The following is a 12,931-nucleotide window of genomic DNA, read 5'->3' as shown; positions in this document are numbered from 1 at the left end:
CGTTGATCTCCAGCGGCGTAAATTGTGCACGCAGCCTCTCCCTTCTCACGATAATGTTCGCAATTTGCCACAGCTTCATGGTTCGCATCCTGCTGGGTGCGAGCCCAGTGCGCGCGGCCCCGCTATTTTCGATCGATAGTATTGGTTGAAAGACATGATGAGCATTTACACGCTTATAAGCTTTTCACCACCGCCATGATCAGTCCATCCCAGCCTTTTTCGCCAACCGTCTGCAGTGCCGTGGCTTCCAATCGATTATCCTGGTTGATCATATCGACGAACTCACGCAGGCCGTTGACATTACGATCCTCACTGTCAGCAACGACTACTGCCCCTCCACGTACCACGTTGTCTGCAATGATCACGGTCCCAACACGAGCAAGTTTCAATGCCCAGTGAAGATAGTGAGGATTATTGACTTTATCGGCATCAATGAAGACCAGGTCAAACGGCGCAGTCAGCATCGGCAAGCTATCCAATGCAGCGCCAACGATCACTTCTGCACGATCGTGTACACGTGCCAATGCCAGGTTGTGACGGGCCACTTCAGCGTGATGGGGATTGAATTCGAGCGTGATAATTTGGCCGTTTTCCGGCAGCGCCCGAGCCATCCAGATTGTGCTGTATCCACCTAATGTGCCAATTTCCAGTACGCGTTTTGCACCTGTTATCGTCACCATCAATGCCAGCCATTTGCCCTGTAATGCCGAAACATCGTGCACCGGTAAGCCCTGAGCAGCGTTATGCGCTAATGCAGCTTTCAGCGCCACATCCTCGGCTGCCAATGAGTTTGCAAAGTAATTATCGACTTGTGCCCACAGTTCATTATGTTGCGAGGGGTAGTCGGGTATGCGCATCTTGAGTTCTCCTTGCGTGTGAGATTCTCAAGACATAGCACAACTGTATGACGTTATGCGTAATGTATTTATGAAGCCAGCTGTTGCTGCACCGCATCAAGAAACAGCCGCAGCGCGGCGGGTTGGCGTTCGCGCGACATATACAAACCATAAATGCCAAGGGTTTTCGGCGTAAAGTCCGGCAGTACACATTGCAACTGACCGTTAGCTATCCCGGCGCGCGCCTCCATTTCTGGCACCATGGCCAGCCCACATCCGGCGATGGCGGCATCGCACAATACCGATGAGATGCCAGCACTAAAATTTCCGCTCACGGCTGTGCTCAGGGCATCGCCATTGGCATCGTTGAACTGCCAACTCTGCCCGGCAAAGCGGCTATAGTGCAGGCAATTATGCTGGCTTAAATCCTGCGGCGTTTCAGGATTGCCATGCTTGCGCAAATAATCGGGTGATGCGCACACCACCGAAGCACATTCGCCAAGACGGCGGGCAATCGCGCCCGGTTCCGGATTGTCCGTGATCCTGACTGCTACATCGATGCGCTCTCCCACTAAGCTCACCGGTTGATTGTTGATTTCTAATTCAATCCGCAACAATGGATAGCGCGCCAGAAATGCCGGGATCATCGGCCCCAGAATATGGGTCGCGGTGGAGTGCGCACAGGCGACGCGCAATGTGCCCTGCGGTTCTCCCGGTTCACCCTGTCCGGTTATCTCATCGGCCAGCCGTGCCAGCATGCGGGTTTTTTCCAGCACTTTTTCCCCGGCCGGGGTAATGGTCAAGCGACGTGATGAACGGTGTAGTAAACGTGCGCCTGCCCATTTCTCCATTTCATCCAGATAACGGCTGACCATCGGCCGGGAGATATCCAGCGCCCGCGCTGCGGCGCTCAGGCTGCCTAATTCGCAAATGCGATTAAATACTGAAGCGGCTGTGACTCTGTCCATCTGCTCTCCATCTGATCGTTTTATGAAACTGATCATCTCTATTTGCGGGAATTCTAGCAGACAGCAAAATCCTTACAATGATGTGCTTACCAGCCATGTTGGCACTGAAAGGAAAATGAGATGAAGATGAAGTCACTGACGTTGGTGCTCGCACTGGCAGCCGGCCCGGCGTTTGCTGCCCCATTGCAATTGGCAGTTTACAATCCACAAGAGCAAGGAGTGTTTCCGGTATCCTCAACGTTGATTACCGGGCCACATGAAGCGCTGCTGGTCGATGCACAGTTCAGCCCGAAAGACGGCGAAAAACTGGTGGAGATGATCAAAGCCAGCGGCAAAAAACTCACGCAAATCCTGATTACCTCCGGTGACCCTGACTTCTACTTTGGTCTGGAGCCCATCGTCAAAGCCTTCCCTCAGGTGAAAATTGTCGCAGCACCAACAGTGGTTGAGCATATCGAGGCCACTAAAGCCGCCAAATTAGCGTATTGGGGCCCGAAAATGCCGGATGGTGCGCCTACCCAACTTTATGTACCACAGACCACCCATCAGACTTCGTTTAGCGTGGATGGTGAACGTATTGAACTGCGCCATGCGGGTGATAAATCCGCTTATCTGTGGATCCCAGCGAACAAAGCCGTGCTGGGTGGCACCGCCGTGGCTGCGGGCATCCACGTCTGGACCGCAGACACCCAATCGCCAGCCAGCCGTGAGCAGTGGCGCAGCGTGCTCAAAGAAATTCAGCAGCTTAAACCGAAAGTAGTCATTCCAGGACACTACATCGGCACACGTCCAGCGGGCGATGGCGCGGTGACATTTACCCTTAACTATCTGCAGACTTTTGAAAAAGCACTCCAGCAGCACAAGGGGTCAGCAGAAGTGATTGAAGCGATGAAAAAAGCCTATCCGAATCTGCCGGATGAAAGTTCACTGGAACTGAGTGCGAAAGTGAATACTGGCGAGATGAAGTGGTAAGCAGCCAAGGGTAAAAGCCGCCATTATTGCTGGCGGCAATATCCTTCTTAAACTTCCATGCCTGCGCGGTATTGGCCCCACTTCAGCACTGAGTTCACCCCAATCGAAAGGAAAGGCTCCGCTGGCGTGCGGTTTGGACCCGGTGATTGGGTGAGGAAATCGATCAGTTCGTTTTTCTCACCGGCGATCATATCGGCAATCAATTTGCCGGTTGCCGTGCCGCGCGTTATGCCCAATCCGTTACAGCACAGCGCACCATAAACATTCGGTGCCAGTTTGCCAAAGAAGCCTTCGTGGTTTTCTGACAGGCAGATCGCTCCGCTCCAGGTGTATTCAAAATCCACCTGCGGCAACATTGGGAAACGGCGTTCAAACGATTTGCGATGGTTTTCCAGATACTGCTTAAGGTATTTCTCGCGCGGTCGTCCATCCGGGTGGAAACTAAAACTGTTGCGCACCAGAATACGATTATCCACTGTGCGACGAATGGTGCTGCCAAACGGATGCGCCGGAATCAGCCCCCACACCGCTTTGCCACCCAATCGTGCCTGCTCTTCTTCAGTCAACTGACGTGACAGGCTGCCGTAAAGGAAAGTCGGTAGCAAACGGCGCTGCAGGAAACCAAAGTGCGACGCAAAACCGTTATTAGCCAGGATCAACGTATCAGCGGTGATGCTCCCTTTGTCATGCACCAACGTCACTTTGTCACCGTAGTCAATCGACGTGATGGGTGTGTACTCGTACAGCGTGACGTTCGCGGGCAGATTATCCGCCAGACCTTTTACCAATGCTGAAGGCTGCAACAAGATGGTGCCGGGAATAAACAGCGCCTGCTTGTAATAAGAAGTGCCAATGTGATCCGGCAGATCTTTACCCGAGATCATTTCGGATTCGCGCCCGATCTTTGCCAATCCGCTACGATAGGCTTCGAGAATCGCCGTGCCCTGCTCACCGACTGATGCCTGATATTTACCGGATTCGGTCATCTGACATTCGATGCCGTGTTCCTGCACAATCTGACGCAGATAGTTTTGCCCCAATGTATTCAGCTTGAGGACTTTATTCGCAATGGTGACGTCGCCAATGTAATCCTTCGCGCCGATATCATGGGGTACGTCGATGGCAAAACCGGCGTTACGTCCTGCCGATCCATATCCCACTTCCTGCGCCTCAATCAGCACCACTTCATCATTGGGGAAATTCAGCGCTAATTGTCGCGCAGCTGCCAGACCCGTTAAGCCCGCCCCCACAATCGCGAAGCGTGTTTTTTTCTGACCAATATGCGCCGGGCGTGGCGTACGAGCGGCACTGGTATGAAACCAACCCGGCATCGAATCATCGGCAGGCAGTGAAGTGATCTTTTGCAATTCCGTTACTCCAATACACGTTTTCATTGTTTGTACTGGCGGATTGCCCGTACAACGTAGGTTTTTTTAGCGGTGTAAAGCGTAAGCATTTGGTGCATTTATAAGGTATTTATTATGTATACCTGATGTATAAAGTTTTACTGAATCTCATGAAATGTTGTCAATATGATCACGATACGATTGTGTTATGGATCGCAAAAAATCGGGGGTTCAGGCGCGGGAGTCGGCAAGAAAGTGTTAGAAGAATCCGGTGTGCTCAACTTACGCCACAGCACCGGACCTGAAATAAATTTGGTGTCCTGATAGGGGAATACTCATTACGACGTCACAACGCTGACGCGTGAGAATGGGGCAATTAGCGCTGATGGGATGCTTCAAGCGATCGCAATAAACCCGACAGGTGGCTATCCAGTGCCATCAGCACTTCAGGAGAGAGCCCAGACAAAATCTTTCTTTCGTTATCAACGTGTTTTTCTACCGCACGGTCTATTAACGCCAGTCCGTTCTGACTTAATTGCACCAGCATGCTTCGCGCATCCTCTGCATTTACCTGTCGGGTAATCAGCCCTCTGGATTCAAGGCGTTTTAAGCGATGCGTCATGGTGCCCGAGGTGACCATTAGCGTCGAAAACAACTCGGTAGGACTTAAACTATAAGGTGCTCCGGCACGGCGCAGTGTTGCCAGCATATCAAACTCCCACATGCTCAATTCAAACTCGGCAAAAGCTTCTTCAAGTCGCTGTTCAATCAGCGCCGTGCAACGCTTGAGACGTCCAATCGGCCCCATCGGGCTGCAGTCTAAATCTGGCCGCTCGCGCTGCCACTGCTGAAGGATGAGATCGACGGCATCAGATCGGGTTTCAGATTGATCATTCATTTATCTTGACTTCAAGGTAATTGGTGGACACACTGATTTTATCTTGAATTGAAGATAAAGGCAAAGTGATGCAATCCTCTTTCTCTCTTTCGTACTGGCGTGACGTGATATTGACTGCCCTGGCCCCGGCTATCTGGGGATCGACCTACATCGTCACAACACAATTTCTGCCACCCGATCGCCCTTTTACGGCGGCGCTGATTCGGGTACTTCCGGCAGGGGTATTATTGTTGCTGTTCACTCGTCGCCTGCCCGCCAGCCGTGATATTGGACGGCTCATTATTCTTAGTGCGCTGAATATAGGTGTTTTCCAGGCGCTGTTGTTTGTCGCTGCCTATCGACTGCCTGGCGGGCTTGCTGCCGTATTAGGCGCGATACAACCGCTGCTGGTGATGTTACTGGCATGGGGAGTTGAACATCGGGCGCCAGCAAGAATCACTTTATGGGCCGCGCTGGCCGGGGTTGTCGGTATGGCCTTGCTATTACTCTCTCCGCAAACGGTGTTCGAACCCGTCGGCATTGTGGCAGCGTTGTTGGGCGCGACCTGTATGGCCACAGGCGTATGGCTGACACGCCGCTGGAAAATGGATTTGCCGGTGATGGCCCTCACCGGCTGGCAGCTGATACTGGGTGGAATAATGTTGCTACCCGCAGCGTGGTTGATTGACGCCCCACTGCCCACACTGACGCTGCCGCAGTGGGCGGCTTATGCCTATCTCTCCCTGGCCGGTGCATTCGTGGCATACGGGTTGTGGTTCAGGGGAATTGGCCGCCTGCCCAGCGTTGCGGTGGCATCGCTCGGATTACTCAGCCCGATCACCGCCGTGCTGCTCGGCTGGATAGTGTTATCTCAGGTGATGAACGGTACGGCTTTTGTCGGACTGGTCATCGTTTTAATCAGCGTGTTGCTCGTGCAGCGCACATCCCTTCGTGGCAATTAAGGTTTCACTCGACATTTTCCAGACGTCGAATCCACCATCCTCTCTCCTTTAATGAACCAGCCGGTTTTGTTAATATTTATCGCCGACAGAGGAGAGAGTGATGCGCACGCTAACCGAACAAAAGAGAACTGACATTATCAACGCCGCTTCAGCCGTGTTCCTGGAACAAGGATATGAGCGAGCCTCAATGGATGGCGTAGCAAAGCAGGCCGGTTGCTCGAAGGCGACACTCTATAATTACTTCGCTTCTAAAGAGAGCCTGTTTGAAGCCGTTGTCAGATGTTTTAGTACAAATTTTCTGATGCGTGCGGCTGATGAACTTAACCACCCGGAGACTCAATCCCTGTTGTTAAGTGAGAAGTTACAGCGTTTTGGTGAAGGTATGCTGGGCGCGCTGACATCAGACTGGAAGGCTCTGCAGTTGTACAGAATGGTGGTCGGTGAAGCGGGCCATTCCGATATCGGCGCGCTTTTTCATGAATCAGGTGTACGTGAGAGTATGAACGCCCTGACGGCGGTAATGGAGCATCACATCGCCAACGGGGAATTGATCGGCGGCAGCCCAGCCTTACGCGCCAAACAATTTTCAGCATTAGTAAAAGCTGAAGTCGATGAACTATTCCTGCAGCGAACGTTGCCGAGCTATACCAAAAGTGAGGTGACGATTATGGTGCAAAACGCCGTTTCGTTGTTCCTCAGAGGTGCTGCTCACAACATCTGAATTCTGGCTGACAGAATGCAAATAAGCGCCACCACCACAATGGTGTCGATAACCAGCAGCATCAATAAGGGTTTGCGGCGCGCTCCCCAAACCCTGACGGCATAAAACCCGCCTCGTTTTATACCTAATTGCCAGAGATGAAGTATTTCGCCTAAATTGCGGATGGCGCGGATGAGCAAAAATACTATTGCCGCTAATCCGGCCATCATTCCACCGGGTCTCCGGTAAACCTTTCACTCGACACTAACGAACGTCTTTCATTCACCTCTCTGCCCCCGCATCACGATGTCACACCCTGAAACCTCTTCTTGACATATTAATGCTAACTGATATTAACTAAACCGTACAGTTCATTTATAACTTCTATCGGAGAGTATCAAGATGAGTCGTTTGTTCAGCCCGTTGTGTCGTAGCCTTGTATTAGCGGCCGCTTTTACCGCTGTCGGTTGTTCCTCCACCAGCCCGGTGAAATATGCTGGTATCGCGTCAGCATCACGCATGTCGCCGAATACATCTGACGACAGCGATCGCATTCCCTTCCGTTATGCCGCTCCCGTGGACTGGAGTAAATATCGCAGTATCAGCATTGAACCGGTCGACATTTACAGCGGCAATGATGCGCAATTCAATGACTTGTCTGTGGATGAACGTCGTCAACTGGCTGAATATATGCGTAAGAAATTTGAGGATGTGCTAGCAGAAAAATTCATCACCAATCCCCCTGCCGGGGCGGCTCCTGCGCTCAAATTGAAACTGACGCTGACCGGCGCCGATACCACGCCGCAAGTGATTGGTACATTCACAAAGTTTGATTTAGCCGGCGGCCCTTACAATATCGTTCAGTCGGTACGTGGAGGACGTGGCTTGATGAGTGGCTACGTGAATTTCGCCGTGGAGGTGAAAGATGCGGCATCAAACGAACTCTTACTGGCGTACGTTGCGGAACAATATCCAAATGCGATGAACGTGGGTGCGACTTTTGGTTCACTTAGTGCAGCAGAGACAGGAATTGATAAAGGGGCTGAGCAACTTTTAGAGAAGTTACGCCAGTAAATCAAACGGTAAAGGCTGCCAGCCTCTGTTCGGCATGCTGGCAGCATCAATGATCAGTGCCGATTATTTCTTCTTATTTAACATCGATTTTAAATCAGCAAAGGGATTATAGGTTGCTGCTTCTACATCGTTCTGCGCATCTTCCCCGGCCACCACTCTGGTGCCGTACATGTCAGCTTCGGTGTACTTAGAGTGCTCATGGTCGTGACAAAAAAGACACAACAATTCCCAGTTACTGCCATCTTCCGGGTTGTTAGTATGATCGTGATCGATATGATGCACGGTGAGTTCACGCAGATTGGAGTAAACAAATTCACGTGAGCAGCGTCCACAAACCCATGGATAGATTTTTAATGCTTTCTCACGGTAGCCGCTTTCCAGCCGTGCATAGTTTTTCGGGATCAGAGCCATTGCCAATGTTACCTGTTTCGCAGAGATATTCGGGTGTTAGTGCTGCCAATATAGCGCAAAACCCTCAGCAAGAAGAGTGCGCTGTTTCCGCTGTGTTGAATCAGTGAATCCTGGCGAACCTCGAACAAGCATGACTACAATTGCCGCTGGTGTACTGTAATCCGCTGCGGGCCTGGGAAAGTGGGTTGGGGCCGCATCAGGTATCATCATGGCAAGCGTTGTTCTGGTCCTGGGGTAAAAGGGTTTGGTAAGATAACTGCATTGTGAATAGCTGTATTTTATGACGTAAACGCTAATGCAATGTCCTGGCGATGTTCGTTATTCTAGCCCGGACCTAATCATGAAATTAAAAGGCATTTAAACTGAACTACCAGGTGATTTATGGACAATTTATCTGTTGAAGTATCTGCCGTTATTGAGCCCGAACATTTACAACCCATAGATGCTGGTCTGTCGGCCTTTAATATGGAGATAGCAGGTTACAATGACCATTCCCCTCTGTCTGTGGTTATCAGGTGCAATGACTCACAAAAAGTCCTGGGTGGAATACTTGGTCGCACCTATCTTGGGATGCTGTTCATCGATCTGGTGTATTTGCCCTCAGAACTGAGATCGAAAAGTTTAGGAGAAAAACTTCTTACACATGCTGAAGAAGAAGGCAGAAATCGAGGCTGTATTTCAGCTTTTCTCTATACCATTAGTTTTCAGGCTCCTGAGTTTTATAAAAAACACGGCTGGGAGGAGTTTGGCCGCATTGCCTGCCTACCGGCAGGCGCAAGTCGCATTTTCATGAAAAAAACGCTTTAGAAGCTTGGTACACATTCGCGACTGCTGATAAGTTGCTGTTACCTCTTTTGATAAGGAATATCGAATGCCTGAATATTGTTTTTATAAAAAAGGAAATCAGATTGTGGCGCTGCGAAAGTCAGATAATGTGAGGGCAACTCTGTTAACCCGTCAGGGATTCGAAAAACAGTTTGAAGAAGTCAGCGCGGCCGATGAAAAGGCAGCACTTTCTCGCTTTGATGACATCCGTAAAGAAAAACGCATAGACCAGCACAATTTTCGGGCGGGGGCTATAACGATGCCGTTCATTGGGGTTTTAACCGCCATCACTAGCCTTTTTTTCCGCAAAAAATAACCGGCGCTAATCTGGCTTAAACTTTCTATACATCTAAAGAACACTCAATTAAGGAATTCCGTGTTAGCCAATGTCCTTGTTGCTCTCGTCGCCGTGATTCATATCTACATTCTGGTGCTGGAGATGTTTCTGTGGGAGACGAAAACCGGCCGGAAAGCCTTCAAACTCAGCGTCGACTTTGCGCGCGAAACCCGTGTACTCGCGGCCAATCAGGGCCTTTATAACGGTTTTCTGGCGGCAGGTTTACTCTGGGGGTTATGGCTGGGAGAAAACGGTGTGCCTGTCACTCTGTTTTTCCTCATCTGTGTGTTGATTGCCGGAATCTTCGGCGCGATGACCGCCAGCCGAAAAATTCTTTATGTGCAGGCCCTTCCCGCTCTGATTGCCTTGATCGCAGTACTCCTGCGCTGATATGGCGATTCATCAGGATCTCAAACCTCGCCGTGATCGGCCTTCGCATTACAGGTATAATCCGGCCAGGTTTTAACGGATTTTAGAGACGAAGATGACAAAACTCACCTTACAAGAGCAGATGCTCAAAGCTGGATTAGTTTCCACCAAGAAAATGGCCAAAGTGCAGCGCACTGCCAAGAAGTCTCGTGTGCAGGCACGTGAAGCGCGCGAAGCGGTGGAAGAGAATAAAAAAGCGCAAATTGAGCGTGATAAGCAGCTAAGCGAGCAGCAGAAGCAAGCCACTTTGTCCAAAGAGTACAAAGCGCAGGTTAAGCAACTGATCGAAATGAACGCCATCACCGTGGCCAAAGGGACGATTGATTTCAACTTCACCGATAACAACTTAATCAAAAAAATCGCCGTGGATAAAACCACGCAAACACAGCTAATCAATGGCCGTCTGGCAATTGCGCGCCTGGCTGCGGATAGCAGTGGCGAAAGCAAATACGCGATTATTCCCGCCAGCGTGGCTGATAAAATTGCGCAGCGTGATGCAGATAGCATTGTATTGAACAGTGCATTGAGTCATGAAGAGCAGGATGAAGACGATCCGTATGCAGACTTCAAAGTGCCTGATGATTTGATGTGGTAATAAATGTCGCCCGTGTCAAAACGGGCTGGCATGACGCGCAGTGATGACCTCCCCGCTCACGGGATGGACAAAATGTAATTCACTGGCGTGCAGCATCAGCCGTGGTGTCTTTTCCGTGCCCGGCTGCAGTAACCCGCCATACAGATCACAGCCAAGAATTGGATGGCCCAATTGCTGGCAATGAATACGCAATTGATGGGTGCGCCCTGTCTCCGGCAATAGCTGCACCCGCGTAACCGGCAATAACACGCCATTATCCCCTTCACGAGTTAAGCGTTCTATTACCTGATAGCGCGAATGCGCAGGCTTCCCCGTCTCGGCACAAATCGACATCAACGGAAACAGCGCCGGGTCTTTTGCTATCGCGGCGTCAATCATCCCTTCATCATGGCTGAGATGTCCGCACAATAGCGCCGTGTAAATTTTAGTCACGCTGCGTTGGCTAAACTGTTGGCACAACAAGGCGTTGATCGCTTTGCTGCGCGCCACCACCATTAATCCGGATGTCCCGAAATCGAGGCGATGCACTAAGGTGCAGCCGGGGAACAACTTCACCAACCGGTGATGCACGGAATCCAGATTTTGCGGATTTTTACCTGAAAGGCTGAGCAGCCCCGTGGGTTTATCGATCAATACCAGATGCTCGTCCTGATAGAGAATCGAGATCTCTTCAGAACACGGCGGAGCTATAAAAGTATCGATAATGGTGGACATCGGACTGCCAGGCTGGGAAGTGGGTGCGGATGATAACCAATTTTCAGCGAGCTGACGAATTTTGCCCTCTTCTCACAGGCTCACGCTCGCACAGCAGAAATTTATCGTCCAGACTTACAGCAAAGGCGTAGTCTGCGCAGGCAATGTGCTTTACACTGCGCGCTGCAAAAAACTGATTAGATTAACGATTAAGTAGGCGGTAATGGCGATGAACGGAACGATCACAACCTGGTTTGAAGACAAAGGTTTTGGATTTATCAAAGATGAAAACGGAGACAACCGTTATTTCCATGTGATTAAGGTCGCCAACCCTGATCTGATTAAAAAAGACGCGGCAGTGACGTTCGAACCGACCACCAATAACAAAGGTTTATCGGCCTTTTCGGTGAAAGTGATACCGGACAGCAAATACATCTTTATCGCCGGTGAGCGTCTGAAGCTCACATCGATTAAATCCTTCGTGGTTTACAGTGAAGAAGAGCCGGTTGATACCCGCATTGATAAAGAAAACACTGTACTGTCGGTGGGTCTTCTGATGAACAACATCAAACCCAAGACAGACGTTAAACCTGATGAAATGCGCTCAGTGAAAAAACTGGCGGTGACCACTTTCCAGGGGACGACGCTGATCTTTACTGAAGATGAGATCGACATTGATGCTGCAGTGAAAATGCTCAAAGTTTAAAGGGGAGCTGATAATGAATAAAAATATTCCACTGAAATATTATGACATTGCTGAAGAATACGCGTCGGAATCTGAACACGATGTGAGCGAAGCTGAACTCGATGCACTGGCGCACTACTTCCAGCTGTTACTGACTCGTCTTAGCAAGAACGAAGAGATCAGCGAAGAGTCACAGCAAGAAATGGCCCGTGAGGCGGGTATTCAAGCGCTGCGAATCGATGAGATTGCTAACTTTTTGAATGAGTGGGGCAACGAGTAAGCCCTGTTGTTTAAAAATACTCTGCGCATTTCAAGGCGGCCATAAGGCCGCCTTATCGTATCAAAATCGACAACCCTGAAACTACAGCTTATCCCCTTCCGGTGACTGCACCAGATCGTCCGCTTTTAATCCCTGCGGCGCGATAAAGATTTCCATATTTTCGCGTGACAGTTCCCAATGTTCGAACACCAGATCCACCACCTTCTGCTCATCTCGCGCTTCAATCGCGCTGATAAAGGCATCATGATGCTCGGCGGCTAGCTGCAGGCGGCGTTCCATGTCTTCATTTTGCGGGCGGAAAAAGGTGTGGCCGATGCGGCAATGGTCGATCAGTAAACGGCCAAGGCTGGGCTGTAAATAGGGATTGGCTGCCATCTCGCCCATGATCTCATGGAAACGATTGTTCTCCAGTGCCAGCGCTTCGGCATCACGCGTCTGCACCGCTTTACGGAAGCGCTTTTGCGTCTCTTTCAGCGATTTCAGCTGGGAAGGTTTAAAATTCTGTACCGCCAGGCGACCGGTAGCGGCGTAGATCATCGGTGCGACGAGGAAGAAATTGCGCAATGTGGAATGGCTCATCGGGATGACGCGCACGCCGCGTTTTTCGACGATTTCTAAGTAACCCTCTCCTGCCAGTCGCTGGAAAACTTCACGCACAGGCGTGCGAGATAAACCGTATTGTCCCGTCAGGCTGGCTTCATCCAGCAACTCGTCTGGGTCCAGTTCCATGGTCAAAATTAGGCGTTTTAAATCTTCGTATAACGCTGCTTTTCCCGATCTCAAAGTGACCTCCTGTGATGACATTCCGCATGCGATTCCTGCTTAACCTACAGAAAAAGTGTGTATACAGCAAAAATAATTATGTGATATTTTTTGCATTCTGCGGTGGATCACAGAAAAGGGAATGATGATATTACAAGGAGTTACAGAAGAAAAAAACG

18 protein-coding genes are annotated in these 12,931 nt (G+C 50.4%); 10 read left to right on the top strand and 8 right to left on the bottom strand.

The window, feature by feature from the left end:
- Window positions 1–173: 173 nt before the first annotated feature.
- The gene (locus FD744_RS05090) at window positions 174–857 is read right to left on the bottom strand and encodes an O-methyltransferase (protein ID WP_160867540.1); all 684 of its coding nucleotides are present in this window, start codon (window positions 855–857) and stop codon (window positions 174–176) included.
- A gap of 68 nt (window positions 858–925) precedes the next feature.
- Complete coding sequence (locus FD744_RS05085; protein ID WP_160867539.1) at window positions 926–1,804, bottom strand: LysR family transcriptional regulator; 879 nt, start codon at window positions 1,802–1,804, stop codon at window positions 926–928.
- A 120-nt stretch (window positions 1,805–1,924) separates the two neighbouring features.
- Between FD744_RS05085 and FD744_RS05080 the strand changes: the two genes are divergently transcribed.
- Window positions 1,925–2,776: a Vmh family MBL fold metallo-hydrolase gene (locus FD744_RS05080; protein ID WP_160867538.1), complete on the top strand. Its 852-nt coding sequence runs from the start codon at window positions 1,925–1,927 to the stop codon at window positions 2,774–2,776.
- A 47-nt stretch (window positions 2,777–2,823) separates the two neighbouring features.
- Here FD744_RS05080 and FD744_RS05075 read toward each other — a convergent pair whose 3' ends face one another.
- Both FD744_RS05075 and FD744_RS05070 read right to left on the bottom strand, forming a co-directional pair.
- Window positions 2,824–4,143 (bottom strand): FAD-binding oxidoreductase, encoded by a 1,320-nt coding sequence (locus FD744_RS05075; protein ID WP_160867537.1) that lies wholly within the window; start codon window positions 4,141–4,143, stop codon window positions 2,824–2,826.
- A gap of 355 nt (window positions 4,144–4,498) precedes the next feature.
- Entirely contained in the window at window positions 4,499–5,020 is a 522-nt protein-coding gene (locus FD744_RS05070; RefSeq protein WP_160867536.1) for a MarR family winged helix-turn-helix transcriptional regulator, read from the bottom strand.
- A 68-nt stretch (window positions 5,021–5,088) separates the two neighbouring features.
- Here FD744_RS05070 and FD744_RS05065 point away from each other — a divergent pair, with 68 nt between their 5' ends.
- Both FD744_RS05065 and FD744_RS05060 read left to right on the top strand, forming a co-directional pair.
- Complete coding sequence (locus FD744_RS05065) at window positions 5,089–5,961, top strand: EamA family transporter (RefSeq protein ID WP_160867535.1); 873 nt, start codon at window positions 5,089–5,091, stop codon at window positions 5,959–5,961.
- 100 nt (window positions 5,962–6,061) lie between these two features.
- Entirely contained in the window at window positions 6,062–6,682 is a 621-nt protein-coding gene (locus FD744_RS05060; RefSeq protein ID WP_160867534.1) for a TetR/AcrR family transcriptional regulator, read from the top strand.
- On the opposite strand, the gene FD744_RS05055 is transcribed toward FD744_RS05060, so the two are convergent.
- On the bottom strand, window positions 6,670–6,891 hold the full coding sequence (locus FD744_RS05055) for a hypothetical protein (RefSeq protein WP_160867533.1): 222 nt from the start codon (window positions 6,889–6,891) through the stop codon (window positions 6,670–6,672). The genes FD744_RS05060 and FD744_RS05055 overlap by 13 nt on opposite strands.
- A 172-nt stretch (window positions 6,892–7,063) precedes the next feature.
- Between FD744_RS05055 and FD744_RS05050 the strand changes: the two genes are divergently transcribed.
- Entirely contained in the window at window positions 7,064–7,735 is a 672-nt protein-coding gene (locus tag FD744_RS05050) for a DUF3313 domain-containing protein (RefSeq protein ID WP_160867532.1), read from the top strand.
- 63 nt (window positions 7,736–7,798) lie between these two features.
- On the opposite strand, the gene yajD is transcribed toward FD744_RS05050, so the two are convergent.
- A complete protein-coding gene (gene yajD / locus FD744_RS05045) occupies window positions 7,799–8,146 on the bottom strand; it encodes an HNH nuclease YajD (RefSeq protein ID WP_034824111.1) in 348 nt (115 codons plus the stop codon).
- 381 nt (window positions 8,147–8,527) lie between these two features.
- Here yajD and FD744_RS05040 point away from each other — a divergent pair, with 381 nt between their 5' ends.
- The 4 genes from FD744_RS05040 (at window position 8,528) to FD744_RS05025 (ending at window position 10,332) form a co-directional block, all read left to right on the top strand.
- Window positions 8,528–8,953 carry a GNAT family N-acetyltransferase gene (locus tag FD744_RS05040; protein ID WP_160867531.1) on the top strand — a complete coding sequence of 142 codons (426 nt, stop codon included), beginning with the start codon at window positions 8,528–8,530 and terminating at the stop codon, window positions 8,951–8,953.
- 64 nt (window positions 8,954–9,017) lie between these two features.
- Entirely contained in the window at window positions 9,018–9,287 is a 270-nt protein-coding gene (locus FD744_RS05035) for a hypothetical protein (protein ID WP_160867530.1), read from the top strand.
- 60 nt (window positions 9,288–9,347) lie between these two features.
- A complete protein-coding gene (locus tag FD744_RS05030; RefSeq protein WP_160867529.1) occupies window positions 9,348–9,698 on the top strand; it encodes a DUF1304 domain-containing protein in 351 nt (116 codons plus the stop codon).
- A gap of 94 nt (window positions 9,699–9,792) precedes the next feature.
- Window positions 9,793–10,332 carry a DUF2058 domain-containing protein gene (locus FD744_RS05025; protein ID WP_160867528.1) on the top strand — a complete coding sequence of 180 codons (540 nt, stop codon included), beginning with the start codon at window positions 9,793–9,795 and terminating at the stop codon, window positions 10,330–10,332.
- Window positions 10,333–10,347: 15 nt separating this feature from the next.
- On the opposite strand, the gene FD744_RS05020 is transcribed toward FD744_RS05025, so the two are convergent.
- The gene (locus tag FD744_RS05020) at window positions 10,348–11,046 is read right to left on the bottom strand and encodes an RluA family pseudouridine synthase (RefSeq protein ID WP_160867527.1); all 699 of its coding nucleotides are present in this window, start codon (window positions 11,044–11,046) and stop codon (window positions 10,348–10,350) included.
- Between the two features lie 202 nt (window positions 11,047–11,248).
- Between FD744_RS05020 and FD744_RS05015 the strand changes: the two genes are divergently transcribed.
- Window positions 11,249–11,731 carry a cold-shock protein gene (locus FD744_RS05015; protein ID WP_064511353.1) on the top strand — a complete coding sequence of 161 codons (483 nt, stop codon included), beginning with the start codon at window positions 11,249–11,251 and terminating at the stop codon, window positions 11,729–11,731.
- A gap of 13 nt (window positions 11,732–11,744) precedes the next feature.
- Complete coding sequence (locus tag FD744_RS05010; protein WP_160867526.1) at window positions 11,745–11,990, top strand: DUF2543 family protein; 246 nt, start codon at window positions 11,745–11,747, stop codon at window positions 11,988–11,990.
- A gap of 81 nt (window positions 11,991–12,071) precedes the next feature.
- Here FD744_RS05010 and FD744_RS05005 read toward each other — a convergent pair whose 3' ends face one another.
- Window positions 12,072–12,794, bottom strand: coding sequence for a GntR family transcriptional regulator (locus tag FD744_RS05005; protein ID WP_182057531.1), 723 nt, complete (start codon window positions 12,792–12,794; stop codon window positions 12,072–12,074).
- Between the last annotated feature and the right edge of the window lie 137 nt (window positions 12,795–12,931).

The organism is Pantoea sp. Taur, from assembly GCF_009830025.1.
Classification (GTDB): domain Bacteria; phylum Pseudomonadota; class Gammaproteobacteria; order Enterobacterales; family Enterobacteriaceae; genus Pantoea; species Pantoea communis.
The sequence above is the reverse complement of the archived record's forward strand: the minus strand, read 5'-3'. Positions and strand labels throughout refer to the sequence as shown.

Bases quoted from the DNA above. Each gene is read 5' to 3' on its own strand.
- FD744_RS05090 (WP_160867540.1), bottom strand. From the start codon at position 857: ATGCGCATACCCGACTACCCCTCGCAACATAATGAACTGTGGGCACAA.
- FD744_RS05085 (WP_160867539.1), bottom strand. From the start codon at position 1,804: ATGGACAGAGTCACAGCCGCTTCAGTATTTAATCGCATTTGCGAATTA.
- FD744_RS05080 (WP_160867538.1), top strand. From the start codon at position 1,925: ATGAAGATGAAGTCACTGACGTTGGTGCTCGCACTGGCAGCCGGCCCG.
- FD744_RS05070 (WP_160867536.1), bottom strand. From the start codon at position 5,020: ATGAATGATCAATCTGAAACCCGATCTGATGCCGTCGATCTCATCCTT.
- FD744_RS05065 (WP_160867535.1), top strand. From the start codon at position 5,089: ATGCAATCCTCTTTCTCTCTTTCGTACTGGCGTGACGTGATATTGACT.
- FD744_RS05060 (WP_160867534.1), top strand. From the start codon at position 6,062: ATGCGCACGCTAACCGAACAAAAGAGAACTGACATTATCAACGCCGCT.
- FD744_RS05055 (WP_160867533.1), bottom strand. From the start codon at position 6,891: ATGATGGCCGGATTAGCGGCAATAGTATTTTTGCTCATCCGCGCCATC.
- FD744_RS05050 (WP_160867532.1), top strand. From the start codon at position 7,064: ATGAGTCGTTTGTTCAGCCCGTTGTGTCGTAGCCTTGTATTAGCGGCC.
- yajD (WP_034824111.1), bottom strand. From the start codon at position 8,146: ATGGCTCTGATCCCGAAAAACTATGCACGGCTGGAAAGCGGCTACCGT.
- FD744_RS05040 (WP_160867531.1), top strand. From the start codon at position 8,528: ATGGACAATTTATCTGTTGAAGTATCTGCCGTTATTGAGCCCGAACAT.
- FD744_RS05035 (WP_160867530.1), top strand. From the start codon at position 9,018: ATGCCTGAATATTGTTTTTATAAAAAAGGAAATCAGATTGTGGCGCTG.
- FD744_RS05025 (WP_160867528.1), top strand. From the start codon at position 9,793: ATGACAAAACTCACCTTACAAGAGCAGATGCTCAAAGCTGGATTAGTT.
- FD744_RS05020 (WP_160867527.1), bottom strand. From the start codon at position 11,046: ATGTCCACCATTATCGATACTTTTATAGCTCCGCCGTGTTCTGAAGAG.
- FD744_RS05015 (WP_064511353.1), top strand. From the start codon at position 11,249: ATGGCGATGAACGGAACGATCACAACCTGGTTTGAAGACAAAGGTTTT.
- FD744_RS05010 (WP_160867526.1), top strand. From the start codon at position 11,745: ATGAATAAAAATATTCCACTGAAATATTATGACATTGCTGAAGAATAC.
- FD744_RS05005 (WP_182057531.1), bottom strand. From the start codon at position 12,794: ATGTCATCACAGGAGGTCACTTTGAGATCGGGAAAAGCAGCGTTATAC.